Origin of the sequence: Paraburkholderia sp. EB58, from assembly GCF_050436665.1 — a bacterium.
Classification (GTDB): Bacteria; Pseudomonadota; Gammaproteobacteria; order Burkholderiales; family Burkholderiaceae; genus Paraburkholderia.
Genome location: NZ_JBNDMQ010000013.1, coordinates 148,985 through 172,376 on the forward strand (window position 1 = coordinate 148,985; position 23,392 = coordinate 172,376).

General features: G+C 58.8%; 23 protein-coding genes. 15 read left to right on the forward strand and 8 right to left on the reverse strand.

What is annotated here, in order from left to right; all coding sequences use genetic code 11:
• Window positions 1–43 precede the first annotated feature (43 nt).
• Together P3T40_RS20555 and P3T40_RS20560 are read right to left on the reverse strand one after the other, a co-directional pair.
• Complete coding sequence (locus tag P3T40_RS20555) at window positions 44–2,521, reverse strand: ATP-binding cassette domain-containing protein (protein ID WP_429269566.1); 2,478 nt, start codon at window positions 2,519–2,521, stop codon at window positions 44–46.
• 16 nt (window positions 2,522–2,537) lie between these two features.
• Window positions 2,538–3,809, reverse strand: a complete 1,272-nt coding sequence (locus P3T40_RS20560) for a substrate-binding domain-containing protein (protein ID WP_429269567.1) — start codon at window positions 3,807–3,809, stop codon at window positions 2,538–2,540.
• Between the two features lie 358 nt (window positions 3,810–4,167).
• Here P3T40_RS20560 and P3T40_RS20565 point away from each other — a divergent pair, with 358 nt between their 5' ends.
• Window positions 4,168–4,458, forward strand: a complete 291-nt coding sequence (locus P3T40_RS20565; RefSeq protein ID WP_429269568.1) for a DUF4148 domain-containing protein — start codon at window positions 4,168–4,170, stop codon at window positions 4,456–4,458.
• A gap of 142 nt (window positions 4,459–4,600) precedes the next feature.
• Here the strand turns inward: P3T40_RS20565 and P3T40_RS20570 are convergent, their stop codons facing one another.
• A complete protein-coding gene (locus P3T40_RS20570) occupies window positions 4,601–5,143 on the reverse strand; it encodes a MarR family winged helix-turn-helix transcriptional regulator (protein ID WP_429269569.1) in 543 nt (180 codons plus the stop codon).
• Between the two features lie 380 nt (window positions 5,144–5,523).
• Here P3T40_RS20570 and P3T40_RS20575 point away from each other — a divergent pair, with 380 nt between their 5' ends.
• The 7 genes from P3T40_RS20575 to wrbA all read left to right on the forward strand — a co-directional run bounded on the left by P3T40_RS20575 (window position 5,524) and on the right by wrbA (window position 12,336).
• Window positions 5,524–6,468 carry a 3-keto-5-aminohexanoate cleavage protein gene (locus P3T40_RS20575; RefSeq protein WP_429269570.1) on the forward strand — a complete coding sequence of 315 codons (945 nt, stop codon included), beginning with the start codon at window positions 5,524–5,526 and terminating at the stop codon, window positions 6,466–6,468.
• Window positions 6,469–6,675: 207 nt separating this feature from the next.
• The gene (locus P3T40_RS20580; RefSeq protein WP_429269571.1) at window positions 6,676–7,719 is read left to right on the forward strand and encodes a homogentisate 1,2-dioxygenase; all 1,044 of its coding nucleotides are present in this window, start codon (window positions 6,676–6,678) and stop codon (window positions 7,717–7,719) included.
• Between the two features lie 56 nt (window positions 7,720–7,775).
• On the forward strand, window positions 7,776–8,285 hold the full coding sequence (locus P3T40_RS20585) for a nuclear transport factor 2 family protein (protein ID WP_429269572.1): 510 nt from the start codon (window positions 7,776–7,778) through the stop codon (window positions 8,283–8,285).
• A gap of 26 nt (window positions 8,286–8,311) precedes the next feature.
• Window positions 8,312–9,421: a Gfo/Idh/MocA family protein gene (locus P3T40_RS20590; RefSeq protein WP_429269573.1), complete on the forward strand. Its 1,110-nt coding sequence runs from the start codon at window positions 8,312–8,314 to the stop codon at window positions 9,419–9,421.
• A 133-nt stretch (window positions 9,422–9,554) separates the two neighbouring features.
• The gene (locus P3T40_RS20595; RefSeq protein WP_429269574.1) at window positions 9,555–10,913 is read left to right on the forward strand and encodes an MFS transporter; all 1,359 of its coding nucleotides are present in this window, start codon (window positions 9,555–9,557) and stop codon (window positions 10,911–10,913) included.
• A gap of 60 nt (window positions 10,914–10,973) precedes the next feature.
• Window positions 10,974–11,354 carry a nuclear transport factor 2 family protein gene (locus P3T40_RS20600; RefSeq protein ID WP_429269575.1) on the forward strand — a complete coding sequence of 127 codons (381 nt, stop codon included), beginning with the start codon at window positions 10,974–10,976 and terminating at the stop codon, window positions 11,352–11,354.
• Between the two features lie 382 nt (window positions 11,355–11,736).
• Window positions 11,737–12,336: an NAD(P)H:quinone oxidoreductase gene (gene wrbA / locus P3T40_RS20605; protein WP_429269576.1), complete on the forward strand. Its 600-nt coding sequence runs from the start codon at window positions 11,737–11,739 to the stop codon at window positions 12,334–12,336.
• Window positions 12,337–12,440: 104 nt separating this feature from the next.
• Here the strand turns inward: wrbA and P3T40_RS20610 are convergent, their stop codons facing one another.
• Window positions 12,441–13,358: a LysR substrate-binding domain-containing protein gene (locus tag P3T40_RS20610; RefSeq protein ID WP_429269577.1), complete on the reverse strand. Its 918-nt coding sequence runs from the start codon at window positions 13,356–13,358 to the stop codon at window positions 12,441–12,443.
• A gap of 182 nt (window positions 13,359–13,540) precedes the next feature.
• On the opposite strand from P3T40_RS20610, the gene P3T40_RS20615 reads away from it, so the two are divergent.
• The 5 genes from P3T40_RS20615 to P3T40_RS20635 all read left to right on the forward strand — a co-directional run bounded on the left by P3T40_RS20615 (window position 13,541) and on the right by P3T40_RS20635 (window position 17,637).
• On the forward strand, window positions 13,541–14,239 hold the full coding sequence (locus P3T40_RS20615) for a pirin family protein (RefSeq protein WP_429269578.1): 699 nt from the start codon (window positions 13,541–13,543) through the stop codon (window positions 14,237–14,239).
• A 48-nt stretch (window positions 14,240–14,287) separates the two neighbouring features.
• Window positions 14,288–14,710 (forward strand): DoxX family protein, encoded by a 423-nt coding sequence (locus P3T40_RS20620; RefSeq protein WP_429269579.1) that lies wholly within the window; start codon window positions 14,288–14,290, stop codon window positions 14,708–14,710.
• 103 nt (window positions 14,711–14,813) lie between these two features.
• The gene (locus P3T40_RS20625) at window positions 14,814–15,665 is read left to right on the forward strand and encodes a pirin family protein (RefSeq protein WP_429269580.1); all 852 of its coding nucleotides are present in this window, start codon (window positions 14,814–14,816) and stop codon (window positions 15,663–15,665) included.
• Between the two features lie 51 nt (window positions 15,666–15,716).
• Entirely contained in the window at window positions 15,717–16,553 is an 837-nt protein-coding gene (locus P3T40_RS20630) for an aldo/keto reductase (protein WP_429269581.1), read from the forward strand.
• 73 nt (window positions 16,554–16,626) lie between these two features.
• Complete coding sequence (locus tag P3T40_RS20635) at window positions 16,627–17,637, forward strand: zinc-binding alcohol dehydrogenase family protein (RefSeq protein WP_429269582.1); 1,011 nt, start codon at window positions 16,627–16,629, stop codon at window positions 17,635–17,637.
• A gap of 103 nt (window positions 17,638–17,740) precedes the next feature.
• Here P3T40_RS20635 and P3T40_RS20640 read toward each other — a convergent pair whose 3' ends face one another.
• Window positions 17,741–18,355, reverse strand: a complete 615-nt coding sequence (locus P3T40_RS20640; protein ID WP_429269583.1) for an FMN-dependent NADH-azoreductase — start codon at window positions 18,353–18,355, stop codon at window positions 17,741–17,743.
• A 166-nt stretch (window positions 18,356–18,521) separates the two neighbouring features.
• Here P3T40_RS20640 and P3T40_RS20645 point away from each other — a divergent pair, with 166 nt between their 5' ends.
• Window positions 18,522–19,388: a LysR family transcriptional regulator gene (locus P3T40_RS20645; RefSeq protein WP_429269584.1), complete on the forward strand. Its 867-nt coding sequence runs from the start codon at window positions 18,522–18,524 to the stop codon at window positions 19,386–19,388.
• Between the two features lie 182 nt (window positions 19,389–19,570).
• Here the strand turns inward: P3T40_RS20645 and P3T40_RS20650 are convergent, their stop codons facing one another.
• The 3 genes from P3T40_RS20650 to P3T40_RS20660 form a co-directional block, all read right to left on the reverse strand.
• Window positions 19,571–20,428, reverse strand: coding sequence for an NmrA family NAD(P)-binding protein (locus P3T40_RS20650; protein ID WP_429269585.1), 858 nt, complete (start codon window positions 20,426–20,428; stop codon window positions 19,571–19,573).
• A gap of 216 nt (window positions 20,429–20,644) precedes the next feature.
• The gene (locus tag P3T40_RS20655; RefSeq protein ID WP_429269586.1) at window positions 20,645–20,968 is read right to left on the reverse strand and encodes a DUF4148 domain-containing protein; all 324 of its coding nucleotides are present in this window, start codon (window positions 20,966–20,968) and stop codon (window positions 20,645–20,647) included.
• Between the two features lie 363 nt (window positions 20,969–21,331).
• Complete coding sequence (locus P3T40_RS20660) at window positions 21,332–22,285, reverse strand: LysR family transcriptional regulator (protein ID WP_429269587.1); 954 nt, start codon at window positions 22,283–22,285, stop codon at window positions 21,332–21,334.
• A gap of 103 nt (window positions 22,286–22,388) precedes the next feature.
• Here P3T40_RS20660 and P3T40_RS20665 point away from each other — a divergent pair, with 103 nt between their 5' ends.
• Window positions 22,389–23,261, forward strand: a complete 873-nt coding sequence (locus P3T40_RS20665; protein WP_429269588.1) for an NmrA family NAD(P)-binding protein — start codon at window positions 22,389–22,391, stop codon at window positions 23,259–23,261.
• The last annotated feature ends 131 nt before the right edge of the window (window positions 23,262–23,392 follow it).

The following is a 23,392-nucleotide window of genomic DNA, read 5'->3' on the forward strand; positions in this document are numbered from 1 at the left end:
GCCAGATCTGAAACTACGTCTGCGTGATTGCTCATGACCTTTCTCATTTCGCCACCGCCATTTCTCTGCTCTTGGAATAAAGGGCGACAGATGCCAGGATCATCCCGCCCAACAGATAGGACTGCCATGAATCTCCGATGTCCAAAAATGACGTGACCACATTGACCTGGATGATGAGAAGGGCACCAAGCAGGGAGCCGACAAAGGACCCGCGTCCACCAAACAGGCTTGCCCCGCCGATGACAACGGCTGCGATACTGGCCAGCGTGTAGTTAATGCCTGCGCTCGGGTCGCCGGAGCCTACCTGGGCCATCATCGGCACGGCGGCGATGCCAGCCAGGAGCGAGCAGCCCACATACCCAGCTAGCAGCGTGAGCTGTGGCCGTAGGCCCGCCATACGGGCGGCTTCGGTCCGTGAGCCCACGCCACGAAACACGAGACCAGGCCTGGTTTTGAATAGGGCAAACTCAAGCACGACGGCGAGAATGACAGCAACAATCGCGATGATCGGTATGAATCCGGCCTGCATACCAATTGTCTCGACCACTGAATCAGCTATCAGGCCGCCCGGAACCGGGCGCAAAAGGAGGGAAATCGCCTGCAAAGCCATGTAAGTCGCCAGCGTCGCAACCATGGGATGCAGCCGGAAGGGGCCGACCAGTACCCAGTTCACCAGCCCGACTGCGATAGCGACGAGAAACACGATGACCCACCCCGACAACTGATGCCCCAAGGGGGATCCGTCGTTCAGGAAGAAGGACTGTATAACGACCATCAAGCCCATCAAGGGACCGACAGATAGGTCGATACCGCCAACCAGCATGAGTGCCTGTTGCCCATATGCGACGATGGCCAGCGTCGCCACCAGAGCCAGCATCCCGCTCAGGTTCCGCGTGGACAGATACGTTTCGTTCATGTGCGCTGCATAGAGACCCAGAGCGCAGACTGCCAGTGCAAGCATGACAAGAGGGGCCCAGTCTCCGGCAGCCCACTTCCAGAATCCGCCAATGCTTGACGAACCCCTCTCACGCTCGGTGGTTGCGGTAAGCACGGCAGACGTGATGTTGTTCTCGCTGACCGCCGCGTCGCGCAGTTCCTTTACGATGTGCCCGCGCGAGAAAATCAACACACGGTCGCACAAACCCGCCACTTCCATCGCGTCGGAGGAGACCACGATCACCGCGGTGCCGGCTGCAGCGGCCTGACGAAGCACCTTGTAGATTTCCATCCGGGCGCCCACGTCGACGCCTTGCGTCGGTTCATCCACGAGGAGGACCTCGGGTTTGCTTGCGAGGACGCTCGCGAGGACCAGCTTTTGCTGATTGCCGCCCGACAGGGAGCGGATTGGCGTCTCAACGGACGGCGTCTTGACTGCGAAACCTGTCACGGCCAGTTTGGTGCGCCTGGCTTCACTTCGCTGGTTGACCCACCCTTTGATGGAGTCGAACGGCAGACTGCGGATCGAGAAGTTCTCGCGCACAGAGAGTTCACCGAAGATCCCTTCCCGGTGCCGGTCGCCAGGGAGGCAGCGAATGCCGGAAGCAGCGGCCGCCTGGGAGTTCTGAAGTCTTGCCGGTTTCCCGTTCACGTTGACGCTTCCACGGCTTCGGGCGAGACCAGCAAGGGCACGCACGAATTCGCGCTGTCCATTGCCGTCTATGCCAGCCAGGCCCACGATTTCTCCCTCGCGGACCTGAAGCGATACGTCGGTGAAGCCTGCACCGCGTAGCGACACCACATCGAGGACTTTGCCGATGCGGCCATCGCCCGCTTTGGCGGGAAATTCACGGTCGAGCGTGCCGCCGACGATGAGTTCGACGATCTGCTGCTCACTGAGACCAGCCGCGTCGTAGGTCCCTTGCCCTTGTCCATCGCGGAGCACGGTCAGGCGATTGGCGATTTTTTGTACTTCGCGAATGCGGTGCGAGATATAGACGACTGCACAGCCTGACGCGGTGACTTTGCGGATGCGTTCAAAGAGACGATCGACGTCTTCTGTCAGCAGATGTTCGGTCGGCTCATCCAGAACCAGAACCTTTGGCTTGGCGGCGAGCGCCTTGACGATCTCGACAATGAAGCGTTGTTCGGGGTTCAAGCTCAAAACGCGTTCGCTCGCGTCAATCGCGACATTGTCACTCCATTGCCGAAGGAGTTGATGCGCCCATTCGCCTGTTCGCATGAGAGACGGACGTTGCTCGGCTGGTACGCCGAGGTAGAGATTCTCTGCGACGGTCAGATCGGGCATGAGAGCCGGTTCCTGTCGCACGATCGCCAATCCGAGTCGCCGCGCCTCGTCGGTGTCGCCTTTGGTTTCTACTCCGTTGATCACGACACGCCCCTTTTCGGGGACGAGCGCTCCGGACGCAACAGCCATAAGCGTGGACTTACCCGCACCGTTCTCACCGACGAGACCGTGTACTTCTCCCGCGAACACTGAGAACGTGACGTTATCGAGTGCCCGCACGCCGGGGAAGACTTTGGTGACGCCGTCAATCTGAAGCAATGTGTTCTGATCGTTCATGATTTATCCCGGGCTGTTACTGCTCAAACACGGCCTTGAGTTTTTCTGGAGGGAGTGCTGAGGAAAGGTCAGCATCGGGCGGCGCGCTCGGATCGCACTTGGGATCGAGGCCCTTGGCGCTGTCGGCATAGGCGAAAGGAAGGACGGCGGGCGACTCGTTGTCTACCGCGCCCTGATAGGCCGCTACCCCATGCCGCACTGCAAAGCGCACATAGGTCGTTGTGCCGTCGAGCGTGTAGTAAGGAAAGGCGGTTCCCGACTTCTTGGCCGACAGGAAATGGCAATTCAGTTCGTTGTCGCTTGCGATCGTTACGATGGCCGGCACCGGAAGGTCTGCCTGTTCGAACGCTTTGGCAGCGGCGAGCGCCGTCACGCCGTAGTCCGTGACGATGGCGTCAATGTGCGGGTACTGCGCAATGAGCCCCGCCGTGGCCTTTTGCGCGTCCACGGGGTTCCAGTTCGTCACAACGAACTGGTCGTTTAACAGCTTCAGGTTCGGGTATTTCTTGAGACCGCCCTTCAGTCCGTCCATGAAATTCTGGGACCCCGCGGCGCCAGGCGACCCGCCCAGGAACACGACGTTACCTTTTTTGAGGGTCGTTCCGAGCCAATCAGCCCAAAGAACGCCAATCTGCCTGGTGTCCCCAGTGACATTGACGACATAGTCGCGCCCAACGACTCCCGCTATCTGTGCTGAATACGGTACAACCGCCACGCCGGCTTTCATGGCCGCTCGCATGGCCGGGAGTTGGACGGCGCCGAAATCCGGCAGCATGATCAGGACGTTGACCCCTTGTGCGACCATGCTGTTGATGTCCGAGTTGGCCTTCTGCGGGTCACCGTTGGCATTGCTGTAGATGACACGCTTGACGTTCTTGCAACGGCTGAGTTCGTCCTTGACCTCGGCAAGGCCCGTTTTGCGCCAGGTATTGCCACCGTACCCATCAGACACGCCAACAATCATCGGTTTCGTACCGCAGAGCGGGGTGATGTCACCCTGGCGGTTCGTGAGGGAATCGTCTGCCGCATGGGCTGCAGTGCAGATCAGACCTGCTGAAACAAGCAGTCCGAGTTTGTGAAGAGAGCGCTGCATCTGCATTTTTGGCGCCGCAGCTTGCCAGACCTTGAACATATCGAACATGACGATCCTCGAATTGGGTAATGAACCTGGGTTCAGTGTTGGTTGAGGCGGATATCGGAGCAGAAGATCGCGACCGGCGCTTCGCCTGTCGTCCTCCCTGCCGGCATCAATTACGTAGTCCTTTGTTATTTGTGTGATGTGATCCAATCGTTGGACTCGTCTAACTCGTCGGGCTGGGACAGGTCAGGTAGCCGCGATCATCGCTTCCATCATTCGTTTGACGTAAAATCATGCTATGACAGATCGATTTATATCGAATAATGTGTTTCGGGACGACCAAAGTCAAGAATCCTGGGGAATCTCCCTAGCGATGGGGGCGCGCATGTGATTTCGAGCCGGCAAGGCCACGTGTTGGCCTATTGTTGACGCACCTGCAACGGAGCGTTGGCGGGGCTGGTGCTTACCCTGGTGGGAATTACCCTTTAGACTTCGTGCTGCCGTGGCAGACAAGCTTAGAGAAGCTTATTTGTAGCGCCACTAACAAAAATCGTTGAGGTAGGTCACCATGAAGTCTTCCACCAGGATCGTCCTGATTGCTGCCCTTGTTGCAGCACCGGTTGCGTCGTTCGCACAATCCAGTGAGCCGGTAACTCGTGCGCAGGTGCAAGCTGAACTGGCGCAGGTCGAGCAAGCAGGCTATGACCCGCGCGACTGGGTTCACTACCCCGAGAACATCCGGGCCGCAGAAGCAAAAGTCGCGGCACAGAACGCCACGGCCCAGTCCCAGGCCGCCGTTGCAGGGTACGGCGGTGCTGCTGACGGAGCGTCACGCTCGGGCACAGCCAGCGGTCTGTAGTATTGAGTGTTGCGGCGTCATTTTCGAAAATGGCGCGCTTCGCGGCCGAGTCTTTCCCGCCTATCGGTAGGAAATCTCGGCCGCTTTGTTTTGTGTGCGCTCCGCTCAAAACGCTGATGCGTCCAGCACCGAGGTCAGCCGGTTAATCGACGACCGGGTCTTCGTCGGACTTCGCCGAGAGGTTTTGCGCGATCTGGTGCAGAACCTTCCAGAAGACGAGCATCTCGTCAGGATCCACTCCGCCAAAAGAGCCGGAGATCATGTGCATGATCTCCGGCATCAAATCATCGACCAGACGTTTGCCATCGCCAGTGAGGCTCACGTAGTACTTGCGCCGGTCCTTCGGATCGCGAGTTCTCTTCACCAGGCCGCGCTTTTCCATGCTGTCCAAGGCGGGCACAGCGGTTGTCGAGGCGATGCCAACGCGCTTGCTCAATTCCAGTTGGTTCAATTCGCCGCGTTGAGCCAGCACGCGCAGGTAGTACCAGTGCGCGATGGATACCTTTTCCCGGTCGAGAACCTTCTGCGCTTGCACGTCGTAGAGCCGATGCAACGTTCGGGTCATCCATGGAACTGTTCTGCCCCGCTCGTCGAAGATCTCGGGCGGTTCTTTTCCCACTGAGCCACAAAATGGTTCGATGGCATCGAGGGTCGTATCGATTGCGGTGGAGTAGGACTTAACCATTCGTCATACCTCGACATGTAAATGCGACCCGGCGGTTAGCCGGGTCGCCCAGACAAGGGCTGCAGTCAATGCGTTTTCCCAGGGAATTCCCTACTGCACTTGACTTTGTTCATTCTAAAACACATCATTCGATATAAATCGAGTTTGCATGGAATCATCTTAGCACAAATGATCGGGTTGCAAGAGCGGTAGACCGGTCGTGTGTTATGACCCTGCTCCAAGGTTGGGGCATCGTCCGCATCGATTTGAGTGGGAATAGGAGTGCTAACAAATGGCTGGTTTGCGAAGTGATATGCCAGCCCTGTCGGACCCCTTATTGCCAGTGTGATTGCCGTTGGTTCGGAACAGTTCGAACCTTTACTTCACTGTCGAGGATTATCATGATTGAAAAACTGCCACTTTGGGAAGCCGCCAAGCGCGAAATGGAGGAGTATCAGTTCCTCGCTGGACCCGAACTGCAACCCAAATGGGACGTGTCACCCAAGATCGCCATCAACGCGGCTGTGTCTGGCCGCTTTGAGACGACCACGTCGCTCGAGGAATACGTGGATGCAGCGTCCAGCGTGATCGAGGCCGGTGCATGTGGCGTTCATATCGATTTTTCATGGATGACCGACAAACAGGGGCGACGCCTTGACCGGGACATTCCGCCGGTCGAAGCCTACACCGCTGTTCTGGAACCGCTCAGGGCGCGCTTTGGCAATGACTTCGTCCCGAACCTGAACGTGCTGCACGGCACCACCTTCGATATGTGCATGAGTCCCGCGCGTGCGGGATTGACCGAGGTAGCGCCGTGCGCTCCGGGTCACCCTGAAGCCTTCATGGTGCCGGCGATCGAGGCGCTCGAGGAGGCGGGTGTCAAGCCGGAACTCGCCGTCCATAGCTCCGGAGAGATCGAGCTCGCGAAGCGAAAGCTCATTGACACTGGCATTCTCAAGAAGCCGTACAACTGGCTGCTTCTGTACGGCCTGCCGTTCAACGTAGGTCGCACGCTGGTTTCCGGCACCTACGTCAGCGATGCCCAGGACATGACCCAACACATGTTCCTGATGGTCGACCAGATTCGCAAGATTGACCCAACCTCAGTCATCAGTGTTTGTGCGGCGGGACGCGCGACGCTGTACATGACGACGCTTGCCACGATGATGGGGTTACACATCCGCATCGGCACGGAAGACACGCCGTGGAAGTACCCGAACAGCGACGAGCATCTCAAGAGCAACCTGGAAATGTTCAATATGGCGCGTGACATCGCTGGCTTGCTCGGACGCACTCCGGCGACCGCGAACGAGTATCGGGCGCTGATCGGCAAGCCGACCCGCTGATCACAGCTGGCGGTGGTGGCGCCGCTTTCGCGGCGCCACTTGCACACGAGGCTATTCGTCCGGCTTTTGCATAAGATAGATCGCAGGAAAGGCAAAACTCGTTTGCGGGCAGGATGTGCAGTACCTCGGGTGCGGTGACTATGCATGCCTGGATGGTGCGACGAGGCACGCCTGTTGTGTGCGTTTGATAACGAAGGAGATTGACAAATGAGTGATCAGACAAATGGCGGACAGCCTCCTGTGCAACTGTGGACCCGGGATGGGTTCATGGGCGCAATTTCTGTCGTGACCCGCTCGACATACGCGCCAGACTACCTTTCTGTGGAAGGTCCGCATGCGCCGCGACGGGCCGTTCTCGATCGATTGATTCCTGACGATCAGGACGATGCGCAAGCCCTTCCGACAACGGTGGCTACCTCCAGGCAGGGTGTCAAGTTGCTCGTGTCGGGTCGCCGCAAGCCGATGCCCTATGTAGTTCGAAATGTCGAAGCCGACGAAATCCATTTCATTCAGTCAGGCAATGTCAAATTCGAAACCGACGTTGGCAGTCTCACGGCCGAGGAAGGCGATTTTGTGTGTATTCCGCGTGCGATAGCGTATCGATACGCACCGACCGGCGACGCCATGCGCAGCGTCATCGTCGAAAGCCCGGCAGCCTTGAAGCTCTCGCCTCCGGCGCCTACAGGAATGCTCAACGTCGCGCGGGACCTGAAGTACGCCAAGGTTGATCCCGAGATTCCCGCGGGCGGACCGACCAAGCTGATATTGAAGACCTTCGACGGCGAGAACACGGTGTTCACCATGCCGCACGACCCGCTTTCTCTGGGTCTGCAACTATCGGAGTCGGTTCCCGTGTGGAAGCTGAATTTGAACAAGATTCAGGTTCTCACCTATTTGCCTGAGGGCGGCCCGCCGAGTCCGTTTCTGTCGTCCAGCGCGGGAGACGTCCTGATGTTCAACCTCAGTTCGCGCATCTCGAGTCGACCACCTGTTCATATCAATGCGGACTTTGATGAGGTGATCTGCTATGTGCGAGGACCTGGTGTCTGGGGAGGATGCTCGGAGCCTGGCACGTTGACCTGCGTGCCGAAGGGTGTCATCCACCACGGACCTGCCGAGAACGGACCTGAGCCCTATCAGGCGTGGTTGCTGGAAACGCGTGCGACGCTTCGCTGGACGCCTAGGGCCCTTGCAGTCTCGCAGTTGATGGAGACAGGCGAGTACGGAGCGCATCCGAGCGTGAGCAAATGACGTTGGCACTTGTGCGGAGCGCCATCACCGTTCGCAAAACATAACTGGAGACTACCGTGGAATCGCGACTTCAACAGTTTCTCGACGAGGCAGAGATCAAGCGCGTTCATATCCGCTACTGCCGGAGTATTGACCGGATGGACTGGGATCTCCTGCGCTCGTGTTATCACCCGGATGCGATTGATCATCACGGGGCCTATGACGGCGGCGTGGAAGGTTTCATTGAATGGGCTGCGGAGTTGTTGCCCGCCTTTGAATGCACACAACACTTTACCGGCAACCAGTACGTGGAAGTGGATGGCGATGTGGCGCGCGCGGAGCACTATGCGCAGGCATTCCACCGCACGAGGCCTGACGACGACAAGCCCGCCACGGATTGGGTCGTGAACATCCGGTACGTCGACCGGATGGAACGGCGCAATGGTGAATGGCGCATCGCCGACCGCGTGGTGGTGCTTGATTCGCAGCGCTCGGACCCGGTCCCCACCGACCTGGCGCCACTCGAGAACTCCAACGTTGGGCGGCGCGATAAAGACGATCCGTCGTACAGGTACGGGTTCGTCTGAAAGTACTTAATGGTTTCGAGGAAGCAATGGAAAAGCGTTTTCGTGTAGGTATTGTCGGTCTGAGCGCCGAGCGAGGTTGGGCCACGATGGCTCATATTCCGGCACTGCGGGCACTGTCGGATGTGTTTGAAATCGCCGGCGTGGCCAACACCAGTCTGGCGAGCGCGCAAGCCGCCGCCGCTGCGTTTGATATTCCACGCGCCTTTGAGAACGTGGTGGAACTCGTCGCGTCTCCAGACATTGATGTCGTGGTTGTAACGGTAAAGGTCCCATACCATAAGGAAGTGGTCGCCGCGGCGCTTGAGGCTGGAAAAAACGTCTATTGCGAATGGCCGCTTGGAAACGGACTTGCCGAAGCCACTGAGCTCGCTCGTCTCGCGAATGAAACGAAGGCGCTAGCCGTCATTGGAACGCAAGCCATTGCGTCGCCTGAAGTGCAATTCATCCGTAAGCTCGTTGCCGATGGGTACGTGGGAGAGGTGTTGTCGTCGACCTATATCAGCGCCGGGGTCAGTTGGGGCGCGTCGATACCGAGCGGTGACGTTTATGCCATGGACTCCAAAAACGGCGCGACCCTGCTGTCGGTCATTGGTGGACATGCCATTGCGGCAGTGCAAAGTGTCCTGGGGCCGATCCGCGAAGTTGATGCCGTGTTGTCGCGGCGTCGGCAAAGCGTGAGCACTATCGAAACGGGGGAGAGCATCCCGTTGAAGACGCCCGATCATGTGATGATCAACGCGGTGCTTCAGTCTGGCGCGCCGCTGTCTTTGGAGCTTCGTGGAGGTTTGCCGCGCGGAACCCGGTTTCTATGGGAGATCAATGGAACCGAAGGGGATCTGCGCATCACCGCAGCGATCGAACAGGCGCCTGTGGCGAACATCTCGCCGCTGCGCGTGGAAGCGGGTCGTAAGGGCGAGGACGGCTACACCGAACTTGAGATTCCGAAATCGTATTACTTTGGTCTTGAGGATGCCGTAGCTGCCCGAAACGTGGCAGGCATATACCGGTTGATGGCTGACGATCTGCGCCTCGGAACCGAGGAGGCTCCTGGTTTTGATGACGCGCTCGTACTTCACAAAGTTCTATCCGCGATTGAACAGTCTGATCAGACAGGTCAGCGGGTACGAGTTGGCTGATCAGTAACTGCTTCCATGCGTCACCGCGTCGCACACCGCATTTTGCCGTGCGGCGCGGGAGTCGTGCATCGGTTCTGGTCGTCAGGCAGCGTGATAGACGCGGCCAGTGCGCCACATTGGCAGGAGACAAACGATGAAACGTGCTTCGGTCGTCGACGTCCAGAGGTTCATCGACGAGCACCCGTTCGGCCGCTTTCAACGACTGATTTTTTTCATGTGCTTCGTGATTGTCCTGCTGGATGGTTTCGACACTGCGGCAATCGGTTTCATCGCCCCGTCGTTGCTGACTGAATGGCATCTCGCCAAGCCCGACCTCGCACCCGTCCTGAGTGCCGCGCTGTTCGGCCTTGCGTTCGGTGCGCTCGTGTCCGGTCCTTTGTCCGATCGCGTTGGACGACGGTCCCTGATGGTCGGCTCCGTGTTCCTCTTCGGTGTCGCCTGTGTCGCGTCCGCGTTCTCGACGAACATCGGTCAACTGACTGTGCTGCGTTTCACGACGGGCATCGGCCTCGGCGCCGCGATGGCCAACGCGGTGACCATGATGGACGAGTTCTGCCCGACCGGACGCCGCGCCACGGTGACCAGCCTGATGTGCTGCGGATTCCCGCTCGGCGCGGCTTTGGGCGGATTGCTTGCGGCATGGCTGGTTCCCCATGCCGGCTGGCCAAGCGTTCTGATGCTGGGCGGCGTAACACCAATACTTCACGGTGTGCTGCTATGGCTCAAGATGCCAGAATCGGTACGCTTCATGGTCGCAAATGGCAGGCCCATCGCGCGTATTCGCGCCATTCTGCTGCGCATTTCCGATGAAGCGGTCAATGTGCGCGCTTTCGCACTGACCGAGAGCGCGCCGGCCACGGGCGACAGCGGGCTCGGCCTTGTGCTGTCGCGTTCATACATCGTCGGTTCATTGATGCTCTGGCTCGCGGCCTTCATGGGCCTCGTGATCATCTACGCATTGATCAACTGGATGCCAATTCTGCTGAGGGATGCCGGCCTGAGTCTGAAGAGCGCCACGCTGATCTCGGCACTGTTCCCGCTGGGTGGTGTCGGCGCGGTGCTGTGCGGCGCGCTGATGGACCGCTTCAATGCAAATCTGGTGATTGCCGCGTGCTACGCGCTCGCTGCGATCAGCCTCTTTTGTATCGGGCAGACAGCCGGAAACATGGGCCTGCTCGTGCCCATCGTTCTGGTGGCCGGCGTACTGATGAACACCGCGCAAGCATCAATGAATGCGCTTGCGGCCACCTTTTATCCGACTGAAGGGCGTGGCACCGGTGTCGCGTGGATGCTCGGCATGGCCCGCTTTGGCGGCATCGCAGGCTCGTTTCTGGTAGCTGAACTCGTACGCTGGCATTTCACCTTTGTAGGTGTCTTCGCGACGATCGCCGTTGCCGGAGCCCTTTCGTGTATTGCTCTGCTAGTCAAGCAGCTTGCACCGCCACGCGTCTTCAGCACCGCGCCCGACGCAGTCAGATCGCTGAGTCATTGACCCGCCGGCAGGCGATCTACAACATCGTATTTGTCAACTATGTGAATAGGAAAACTAATCATGCCAACTGTGGCGCCCACAGCAGCATTCGACTATGCATCAGAAGTGTACAAGGCGGTTGATTCGAAGGACGAGCAGCAGATGGCTCGCTTCCTGACCGAAAACTGCACGTTTGTTTACGCCAATAGCGAGCCCGTCGTCGGACGCGCAAATATTGCCGAGGCTTCGAAGAACTTCATGGCATTGATTGCCGACATCAAGCACCAACTGCTCGATGTCTGGGCGGTCGACGACGTCATCGTTTCGCGGCTCGAAGTGACCTACACGCGCAAGGACGGATCGACACTGACCGTGCCGGCCGTGACGATCTGGCGGGTGCGCAATAAGCAAATCGACGACTACCGTATCTACATCGACGTTGCGCCGCTGTTCGCGCATTGATTGAAAAGGGGGTATCAACCCATGGACCGGGCTCTTGAAGGGAATACGATCATCGTCACGGGCGGTGGATCGGGTATCGGGCGGGCGGCGGCTATCGCGTGCGCTGCAGCATTGCTGCGGCTGCGGTATGACTTTATCGGACAAGGCTTCCTTCGTGACAGGCGCTGAACTGGCCGTGGACGGCGGCTTCCTCGTTACGTGACAAGTCTGAATATTTTTTTTTGACGTCTACGGAATGGCAGACCGGGATTTGCATGTAAATTGACAGGCCAAGGCAACACGATCATGTCCGGCCCGTTAATGCGGGCTGGATAGCCAGTCACCACAAAACTGGCTAATTTCCCCCCGCGGTATAACCGCAGATATAGGAAGGAGGTCGAGAATGTCCAAAGTTCTGGTTCTGTACTATTCCTCGTATGGCCATATCGAAACGATGGCGGAAGCCGTCGCCGAAGGTGCGCGCTCCACGGGCGCCACGGTCGACATCAAGCGGATCCCGGAAACGGTGCCACAAGATGTCGCCGAGGCCGCTCACTTCAAGCTGGACCAGAACGCGCCGGTTGCCGCGATCGCCGAACTCGCCGACTACGACGCCATTATTGTCGGTACGCCGACCCGATTCGGGCGCATCGCGTCGCAGACGGCGGCATTCCTGGATCAGGCCGGCGGCTTGTGGATGAGGGGTGCGCTGGTCGGCAAGGTAGGCGGAGCCTTCACTTCTACCGGCACCCAGCATGGCGGCCAGGAAGTGACGTTGTTTTCGGTTATCACCAACCTTCTGCACTTTGGCATGGTCATTGTCGGCCTGCCGTACAGTTTCGCGGGGCAGATGACTTTGGACGAAGTGGTCGGCGGTTCTCCGTACGGCGCTACGACGATCGCCGGTACACAAGGGCAGCGGCAGCCGAGCGCCATTGATCTCGACGGCGCGCGCCACCAGGGCGAACTGGTCGCCCAGACGGCGAACAAGCTGTTTGGCTGATCGTCAGGCAAATTCGCACCGTCGACGCGCGAACGAGTCGGCCAGACGGACCCGTCTGGCCGACATCAAGATCGAAATGCGGGCGCACCACACCGGCCGCCGCTCTAGCGCTGCCGGTTCAGATCTTCGAAGCCTGCAACGAGTGCATCAAGGAGATGACGGACGGCCGGAACCATGCCTCGGCGCGTGGGGAAGATCGCATGGACAAGGCCCGGCGTGCTAGCCAGACCTGGCAGCAGGTGCTGCAGGCGGCCGGCCTGAATATCGGCCTCAACCAGCTCCCTGGGGACCATTGCCACTCCGACGCCAGATAGCGCCGCAACCCGAAGGCTGGCCAGGTCGTCGGTCGCGAGGCGTGGCTGGTGCACCCACGATGTCACATGCCCTTCAGCATCGACCAGATCCCAGACAAATCTCTCGCTGTTGCTGGCCATGGAGAGGGTGGGCCATTCCTTCACGGACTCGATCGAACTGGGCACCGCGTGACGCGCGGCCAATGCAGGACTGGCAACCAGAATGCGGATCGACAAGCCCAACTGGCGGACCGCAAGATCCGTATTCTCCAACGGCGGAAGCCTGACCCGGATCGCAAAGTCCAGGCCTTCCTCGACAACATCTACGCGGCGGTTGGTTGCATCCAGCAGAATCTGGACATCAGGGTTGTCGTGGATGTACCGCGCGATCATCGTGGAGATACCAGACTCCAGTAAGGCCACGGCGCAGGCGATGCGAACGGTGCCCTGCGGCTTGGAGCGCGTGCGGTCCACGATATCTTTGGCGGCCTTTGCTTCTGCCACCAGCGCAAGGCAATGCTGGTGGAACTGGCGCCCGGTTTCCGTCAAAGACAGGCTCCGGCTGGTGCGATTGAGCAGGCGCACGCCCAGTTCTTCTTCCAAAGCGCGAATGCGCCGGCTGAGTTTCGACGTCTGCAGGCCGAGGCTGCGCGCGGCCGCCGTATAGCTCCCGTGCTCGACCACCTCTGCGAAGAGCCGAAGATCATTGAGGTCAGTGATTGCGTTCATGGGCAGAGTCAACTCCTTCTGATCGTTCTATCCACGGCAATGATGCGTTCCACTCTGGGAGATATGCGCGAGTTCGTTGCAAATATAGCATTCGTCTCATTGCTTGCACCAGCGCCGAATCCGGCGAGTGGCACGGGCGGCGAACGTCGTCGTAGTTGCGGTGGCGGGAAACGGAGGCGGACATGCTCACACACAGGCGTTGGGAATCATTGGACAGGGCGGATCTCGGGTGGCTGCGCGCGAAACATCATTTCGTGGTCAGCGCCGACGGCAATCCCGCGCACGCTGCCCTGGGTCCCCTGATTGTCTGGAACGATGACGAGATCGCCGTGGGCGGCGGGTTCCCCATGCACGGGCACCGTGACATGGAGATCATCACCTATGTGCGCCAGGGCTTACTCGGGCATCGAGACACATTGGGATCCGAGGGCGCGATCCACGCAGGCGATGTCCAGGTCATGAGCGCCGGCACGGGCATACGTCACGCCGAGTTCAACCGCGGCGAGGTGCCGCTCAAGCTTTACCAGATCTGGCTTCTACCTCGTGAAGCCGGTGCTCGACCCGCATGGGATACCAAGCCGTTTCCAAAAAGCGACCGGTCCGGCTGCTTCGTAGTCCTTGCCAGTGGGTTCGACGGCGATGAAGGTGCGCTGCCTATTCGCGCCGATGCGCGCGTGCTTGGCGCGATGCTCAAGGCAGGCGAAAGCGTTCGGCACGAGTTGAGCCCGGCACGTCGTGCCTATCTCGTCGTGGCCTCAGGACGCATCGAAGTGAATGGCGAGCCCGTTGGGCCGCTAGACGGCGTGGCGATCACGAAGGTCGCTGCGGCGCAGATTTCCGCTCTTGAAGATTCTGAGCTGGTGATGGTGGACGCCGGCTGATTCCCTTTTTCGTTATCCACCTACGCAAATTCATTTCTGGAGATCGTAATGGAACGTTTTAAATTTCTTCCGCTGTTAGGTCGTATCTTGATCGGTGGGCCGTTCGTCATGAGCGGGCTCGGCAAACTCGCAGCGTACGGTGCGACGGTTGGCTATATCGCGGCCATGGGTCTGCCCGTGCCGCCACTCGCGTTCGTTGTTTCCGTGCTGATCGAACTGGGCGGTGGCCTGCTGCTGATTTCGGGCTACAGGGCTCGCGCCGTGGCGCTGGCGATGGCGCTGTTCTGTGTGGTCACTGCGATTTTCTTTCACCACAACTTCGCGGATCAAAACCAGATGATTCACTTCCTCAAGAACGTGATGATGGCTGGTGGCCTCCTGCAGATCACCTACTTCGGCGCTGGCGCATTCAGCCTGGACGCGCGCACCCGCCGGGTCGCTTCGGGTGTTTCGGCTCTGAACGCGAGCTGAGAAGACGACTTGTCGAGGCGATCGCTTGCCCGATCCGGTGTGCGATCGTCGCGTCGCCAGGTTTCGTCGCCAAAGTTATGCAGAAGATGGAGTATTGCTCGATATGAAAACTACTGCCCTTACCTCTGATCCACTGCGGACCCGCAATGCAATAGTCACGCGGACCGCAGGCCGGCAATACGGTCCCGTCAAACGGCTGGTCAGCCCGTCCGACCTTGGCGGGGTGCTGAAACCCTTTGTCTTTCTCGACTATTTCGATAGCTCGGTGGAAAGCGAAATGCGGTTTTCCATGCATCCCCATTCCGGCCTCGCCACGACGACCGTGCTGCTGGAAGGTGAAGTTGAGTATGAAGACACGACAGGCGCATCAGGGATCATGCCGTCCGGCGGTGTGGAGTGGATGAACGCGGGCAAGGGCGTGTGGCACGATGGTCGTGCAAGAGGCGATGGGCCGGTGCGCGGTTATCAGCTGTGGGTTGCGTTGCCGCCTGAGCTCGAATTAGGCGCGCCACGTAGCCAGTATTTATCTGCGAGCGAGGTCCCTCACACCGGTCCGGCCCGCGTCATCCTGGGTTGTTATGGAGACGTCGAAAGTCCGGTACCCGCACCCGCGGGCATCAACTACCTGCTCGTAAGGCTTTCGGCCGGCGAGCGGTGGCAGTACACGCCACCGGCTGGCCACGAGGTCGCCTGGCTATGTGTTCAGCGCGGCGCACTACGCGTCGCCGGCGAACCGATCTCCAACGAGCTTGTCGTGTTTGGCGAGTCCGAAGACGGTCTGGCATTCACTGCCGACAAAGATTCGGAGTTCGTCCTCGGCTCCGCGGTCCTACATCCGCACAATCTCGTGCTGGGCTATTACTCGGTTCATACGTCAGCGGAGGCGTTGCGTGCGGGTGAAGCCAGGATCAGAGAGATTGGAGCACAACTGCATCGCGACGGCCGCATCGGGTAATTTCCCAAAAGCGGTTTCGGCAGGATGCGAACACTCTATCGAGGATGCCTCATGCAAAACGTCCATGGTGGTAACGCGGACATTCCAGCTATCGGCTTTGGCACTTATGGAATGAGTGCCGACGACGTCTACCGAATCATTCCCGCAGCCCTTCGGGCCGGCTTCCGTCATATCGACACCGCGCAAATCTATCGCAACGAGGGCGAGATTGGCGACTGCGTCGCCGCATCCGGCATTCCAAGAAGCGAAATCTTTCTGACGACCAAGGTCTGGGTCAGCAACTACTCAGAGCGATTTTTCGAAGCCTCTGTCGACGAGAGTCTCCGCAAGCTCAGGACAGACCATATCGATCTGCTCCTGCTGCACTGGCCCGGATCGGACGTGCCGCTGGCCGAACAGATCGCGGGACTCAACGCAGTCGTACGCGCGGGCAAGGTCCGGTACATCGGCGTCAGCAATTTCAACCGCGCACTGATGACGGAATCTATCCGGCTCTCCGCGGCACCTCTTGTGACGAATCAATTTGAATATCACCCGTATCTGAACCAGTCCTTGCTCGTCGAAAGCACGCTGCAAGCGGGGCTTGCCGTGACAGGGTACTGCGGCATGGCGGTTGGTCATGTCTTCTCGGACCCGACGCTCAAGGAGATCGCGGCCTGCCATGACAGAACCATCGCGCAGATCGTCTTGCGGTGGCTGGTTCAACAGCGCAGCGTTATTGCGCTTTCGAGGACTACCCGGATCGATAGACTGGAGCAGAACCTGGCGGTATTCGACTTTGAGCTGCATGGCGCGGAGATGGCGGCAATACATGCGTTGGCGACGGCAAACAGCCGAATTGTCGATCCGCCCGGACTCGCCCCGCTGTGGGACAGTACGAGCGTTTGAGCACATCGTTGTGGATTTTCACCGCGAATGGCCGAGCCTCGAAACTTCGGCGTAGACGGAATCGGAGAATGTGATGAAGGCGATTGGTTATGCAGCAAAGGGTGGCGTCGAGGTCTTGACCGAGCTTGAACTCCCGATGCCGGAACCCGGTCCACGCGATCTGCGGGTCGCCGTGAGGGCCGTGTCGGTGAATCCCGTCGATGTGAAGCGCCGTCGCTGGGAAGATCCTTCGGAGAGCCCGCATCCGCGAGTGTTGGGCTATGACGCAGCCGGCGTTGTCGAAGCGGTGGGAAGCGCGGTCACGCTCTTCAAGCCGGGTGACGAAGTCTTCTATGCGGGCGCGATGGACCGGCCCGGGACGAACTCGGAGTTTCACCTCGTCGACGAGCGGATCGTCGGACCCAAGCCCACCTCATTGTCGTTCGCCGAGGCGGCGGCTTTGCCGCTCACCTCGATCACCGCGTGGGAAATGCTCTTCGACCGCATGAAGGTACCGGACGGTGTGCGCAAACCCCCCGGTACGCTGCTTGTTCTGAACGGAGCAGGGGGCGTCGGCTCCATGCTGATCCAGTTGGCGAACCGTTTGACGAGCCTCACGGTCATCGCAACGGCATCCCGGCCCGAAAGTGTGGAGTGGGTACGCAAGCTCGGCGCAAAACACGTTGCCGACCACAGCAAGCCGATTGACGAAGCACTCCATGCGATCGGCTTCAGTGGCGTGGACTATATCGCGGCGATCACTACGACGTCCGGCAGTGCACCCAGCCTCGCCCGCGCGATGAATCCTCAGGGGCATATCACGCTGATCGATAACTTCGACGACAGCATCGCACCGTTCAAGCCGAAGAGCATCACCGTGTCCTGGGAGATGATGTTCACCCGGTCGCTGTTCCAGACAGCCGACATGGATGCACAGCACCGCCTGCTGAAAGAAGTATCGGCAATGGTCGACGCCGGTGCGCTGCGAACGACACTCACGCACGTAGGCGGCCCTTTGACGGCGGCGAATCTTCGTCTGGCACACGAACGGGTCGAAACGGGCAGGGCGATTGGAAAAACCGTGCTGGAGGGCTTCCAGCAATGAGTACAGCCGCTGGTCGGCGTGGTCAGCGTGGCGTCCGCGCGCTTCCCGCCGCGGGGTGGTCGACGGGGAATAGAGGCCCCTTTGTGGATTGAGACGTTGGCCGTCAAGCTACAAGCGCGGCGATCTTGGCTTGCGCCTTCCTGATGGCTGCATTCTTGACGTCTGTGCCGAACGCGAGTCCCTCCGCGCGTATAACGGTGACGTCATGCAATCCCAGGAAAGAAAACACGCTTCTTAGATAGCTCTCGTGGTGCTCGAGTGCTGCTATCGGCGTGTCGGTCTGGTAGACGTTGCCACGCGTCGAAGCAATGATGACTTTTTTGCCGGTAGGAAGAAGTGTCTGGGATTCGCCGCGCTCGCTGTATTTGAAGGTCTCTCCGGCCACAACGACCCGGTCGATCCAGACCTTCAGTTGCGACGGAATCGTGAAGTTATACATGGGCGCGCCGATCACGACGATGTCGGCCTCGAACAGTTCAGTTAGATACTCCTCACCAAGTTCGAGATCGCAGCAGAGCGCCGCGCCTTCAAGTGCTTTACCCGACCACGCTGCTATGTGCGCAGCTGACAAATGCAGCGCGGCGTCGCTTGCAAGGTCCCGATACACCACGGTGAGGTCGGGATGAATCGTCTTTTCGCGTTCGACGATTTGCGCGGAGAGCGCCCGGCTAACCGAACGGATTCCGAGAATGCTGGAATCGATGTGCAACAGCTTCATTGCGGAAGTCTCCGATTGGTGAGATGTCTCACGTCGATGCGTCAGTCGCATGACTGAAGATCAACGATGAAGACGTGCCACCCATCTTGCACAGTCGCGTCACATTCGAATAGCCATTATTTCTCGATGTTTTCCATCGGCACGATCGATAGATCAGGAGGGCGTAATGTTGGACGGTGTATCGCTGGATCAGTTACGGACCTTCGTTGCGGCCGTCGACGAAGGCAGTTTTTCCAGAGCAGCGCGGAAGCTACGCCGGGCGCAATCGATGGTAAGCGATTTGGTAGCCAATCTGGAAGGGCAGATCGGGGTAACGTTGTTCGACCGAAGGGGCCGATATCCAGCGCTCACAGCAGAAGTGCGGGTTCTATTGGCGGATGCGCGCAATATCCTTTCTGGCGTGGACTGGATGAAGGCGCGCGCCAAAGGCATGGCGTCTGGCCTGGAACCCGAATTGTCCGTGGTCCTGGATGTCTTTTTCCCGTTTCAGGTAGTCGTCGAGGCGGCGAAGGCGTTCCGCGAACGTTTTCCAGCAATACCATTGCGGCTTTACGCGGAGGCACTCGGAGGCGCTTATCAACCCGTCATCGACGGACGTTCCGCGCTGGGTATTGTGGGTTCCTTGCCTTTTGTACCACCGGGTCTGGTCTCCGAACGGCTTGCGGGAGTTGGGTTGACGATGGTCGCCGCAAGGACGCATCCGTTGGCCGCGATCCGGGGGCCCATCTCTAAGGATGAACTGGCGCGCCACATGCAAATCGTACTTACCGACCGGACTGAGTTGTCTGCCGGACGTGAGTTCGGCGTCATGTCCAGTTCAATCTGGCGGGTCGCGGATCTGTTCGCCAAACACGCCTTTCTGCTGCATGGACTCGGATGGGGCGGAATGCCAGTGCACACCATCGAAGACGATCTATCCGCCGGCCGGCTGGTCGAACTTCAGATCGAAGATGTGCCGCCCGGAGGCTCATTCTTCCCATGTTGGCTGTTTATCCTTCTGCTGCGCCGCCTGGTCCGGCTGGGAGATGGCTGATCGAGCGGCTGCGCGAAAGGTCATCGAATGTGCCGGGCGAGAGCGCGGAGGCGTATCTCTCTTGAGACGGACAGGCAGGCATCCGACTGTCCAGTACGGCCCGGCGGTGTCTGGCTAAGCTTCTTCGGCTTGCCGACTGATTTGGTTTTGAATCGCGTTCACAATTTTTCCCCTGTTAGCAGCTACGCGACAAGGCCCTTCAGGACATCCTCGAGAGGAATATTGCCTTTGCGGTGCTCAATGCCAGTACCACCCTCGAACTCAATCCACCCCTCGTTAAAGCCGTCGATCATCCGAATGCGGGGCATCGGATATTGCATGCCTTGGGACCGAAACAGTGTTTCCCATGTATCGCGCGGCACCGGGACCATGCGCACAGGAAGACCCAGGGCGGCGCTGAACCCGGACGCGATATCGTTTGCGGAGTAGCGCGCAGGCCCCTCCAGTTCGACAATTCGTACTCCGGTCCATTCGTCACGAAGGAGTTCGGCTGCGTTGCGTCCTATGTCATCAGCGGCCACCATGGGTATTGAATGGTCTTGCGGTTGCAGAAAGCAAGGAATTGCGCCGGTGCGCGCCGCGTCTACATCCCACGCCGCGTTCTCCATGAACCACGCTGCACGGAGCATGCACACCGGGAGGTCCAGCGTGCGAAGCATCTCCTCGGTCATCTTCGAGTTATTGAGCAGGTTCGGCTCGGCGACATGCGCACCAACCGTCGAAAGAAACACGACCCGTTTTGGCCGCGCGGTCTCCAGCGCTTTCTTGATTGCGACAGCATTGGCCTGCGTTGCCGGGAAGCCTGGTTGGGGATCATAGTTCGGAGGTGTCATCAGGAACACTCCATCTGTACCCTCAAAAGCCTTCGCAAGCGCCTCGGCGTCGCCGATTTCCGCAATAGCGATCTCGCAACCGAGCTCTGCCCACGGCTCACCCTTCGCGATGTCTCGCACAATGGCACGAACAGGCAGTCCTGCCTTCAAAAGCGAGCGGGCGACGGTACCGCCGACTTTTCCTGTAATTCCTGTAATTGCGTACATTTGACTGAGTCCTTTAAACGGTATTAAACCTGTCGGGGTGGCAGATATAACGCGTCGCTGCCTTCCGATGAAGCTTAGGTTGAACGACCTGGTAAATGAATGCCCGGCACGTCAGAAGTGATATGACAAACTGTCATCAAAGGTCGCCAGTCCGGCCTGGAAGCGGCCGTCCGGCGAGGCAGAGTGCAGATATTTTCGCGCCGGACGGCATGTGGTTCAGTGATGCGCAAAGAGCGAATTGAGCCCTTTAGTGGCAGCGCGGCTGCCCGATTCCGAGGGGCTCTCCTGTACGCCGCCGAAGCTGCTTTCTACGTTGGCGTCGGTATTGCTCTCTGCGCTGATCTTGGCCTCGGCAGCCTGAATGTCGTCTGGGTAGTGGGGATCGTTGGCGCGGCCAGGCATGTAGCCGACCTTTTCGAGCTGCACGAGTTCGGCGCGCACCTGGGCGCGGGTTACTGTGGAAGTGGCTTCTTGGGCATGGCTGGCGATCGGAAAAGCAAGGGCAGTGGCGACGGCCAGGATGAGTTGGCGAAAGTTCATGGCAAATCTCCTTCGGGATGGGTTAAGAGAACAACGTATGGTTCGGAATGAATTCTGGACAAAAGGAGATGAAACTTAAATAGCATCGCAGTCATCTGATTGATGACACATAGTCATGAAAAGAATCGCCAGGCAGCTGATGGGATGAAGTGGAGCGCGCTACCGAAACGCGTCGCCGCTAAATCCTGCGGTTGCGCTGCTGACAAAATGTTCGGGAGATATCCGCGTCGTTGGGAGACGGGGTGGGGTTATGACGTCTGTGGCGACGCAGGCGGCCAATAACGTGGGCCTGCGTCGCGCGGGTGAACCGCTCATCCAGGCGGAAAAACCTTTTAAGCGCAAAGACGGAGAGCGATTTGACAGTTAAGGACTGCTAGTCCTGGTTCGCTTCTCGAGCGTCTTTTCCGGGATCGCACTGAGCGACGTAATGAAGTCGAGAAACATGCGCACTTTCGCCGGAACATGATGCCGGGACGGATAGAATGCATAAAGCGGGAAGCGGTCGTCGGGCCAGTCGGGGAACAACTCCACGAGTCGGCCGTCCACAAGTAGTTGCTCTACACCAAGTTCCATTACCTGAGCAATTGCGTGCCCCGCCAAGCAGACGCTATGCATGGTGCCGACATCGTTGACAGTGAGTCGGCCAGCCACCTCAATGGTAATTTTCTTGCGTCCGCGGTGAAATTCCCAGTCGAACGGTCGCCCTGTTTCTGGATCTCGAAACCTTATGCATTGGTGAGTGTCGCTTTCAAGGTCGAGGGGTTGTTCCGGGCGCCCCTTGCGCTTGAGATAGGCCGGTGCTGCCACGGTCAGGATGCGCGTATCGAGGAGCTTACGTGCCACAAGACTGGAAGATCGAGGGTCACCAAATCTGACCGCAAGATCAAATCCGTCGGCGATCATATCCCCAAGCTGGTCTCTTGTGACCAATTCCAGTCGGAGCTCTGGATACTGATCGAGAAATGACCCAAGCTTCGGAGCTAGGAGCAGGCGGGAAAAAAATGGATCTACATTCACCCTTAGGCGACCGCGTACGGCTGTCGCTCCTTCGGTGGCAGACGTCGCGGCCTCTTCAAGTGCCGCGAGTAGTGGCATCACCTGCTCGTAAAGACGCCGGCCTTCATCCGTCAGCGTGACCGAGCGCGTCGTGCGGTCCAGAAGACGGACCCCGAGGCGCGCCTCAAGCCTCGCTATGCAGCGGCTGACACCCGACTGGGACATATCGAGCATGTCACCCGCACCAGCGAAACTGCCGGTGTCGACTATCGCGGATAGAACACCCATTCCATTCAGGATTCGCTCGTCGAAGCCGGTCATTAATGCCTCCGCGGCATATATCAAATGACACTGATGTTATCGCGAAAAGGCGTGTTGGCGCACAAAATTGCCCTGTCGAACGATGCGAATCAAGGGGATGCAGATGTTTGCAGTTACCGGAATTACCGGGCAAGTAGGAGGGGTTGTTGCACGTGTTCTGCTTGCGGCAGGCCTGGACGTGCGTGGAGTCGTTCGGGATCCTGTCAAAGGAGAGCACTGGGAAAACCAGGGATGCGAGGTGGCAATAGCCGAAATGAACGACGCGGTCGCCTTGGCACGTGCCTTTGACGGGGCGGAAGCGGTTTTCATTTTGCTACCCCCGAATTTCGATCCGGCGCCCGGGTTTCCTGAATCGAAGGCCGCAATCGCCGCGTTGAGCGACGCCCTGACCGTATCAATGCCCAAGCGTGTAGTTTGCCTGTCCACAATCGGCGCCCACGTAACGCAGCCCAACCTGCTGCAGCAATCAGGAATGATGGAGCGAGCATTCGGCTTGCTGCCTATGCCCGTCGCCTGCCTCCGCGCGGGATGGTTCATGGAAAACGCCGCCTTGGACCTGGAACCCGCGCTCGCATCCGGTGTAATTTCAAGCTTCCTTTATCCGTTAGACAAACCCGTTCCTATGGTAGCAACTGCCGACGTAGGTCGAGTGGCGGCGAGCCTGCTCCGCCAGGACTGGACCGATCACCAGATCATAGAACTCGAGGGACCGCGTCGGACGACCCCGAACGAGATCGCTGAAGTGTTTTCTCGATTATTGGGTAAGGAAATAAGGAGGGTGCCTGTAGCTCGAGATACGTGGGAAAGTGAATTTGCATCGCAAGGGATGCAAAATCCGTTGCCGCGTATTCAGATGTTAGAGGGCTTCAACGAAGGGTGGATTGAATTCGAATTCCCGACAAGTACGGTCAAGGGCAGTGTTCCACTGGAAACCGTATTGCGTGGTCTTGTCCAGCGTATGTGTCAAACCGTGTGAGGCGGAGACCTCCGATCGTACCGTCGGTCCAGCCCTGTTGATGACAAAACGTCATTTGAAAAATGACTTGGTTGCCATCGAAACTTCGATGTCGTACGCGCAGAATAAAGCAGACCTGTACTTCGGAAGCT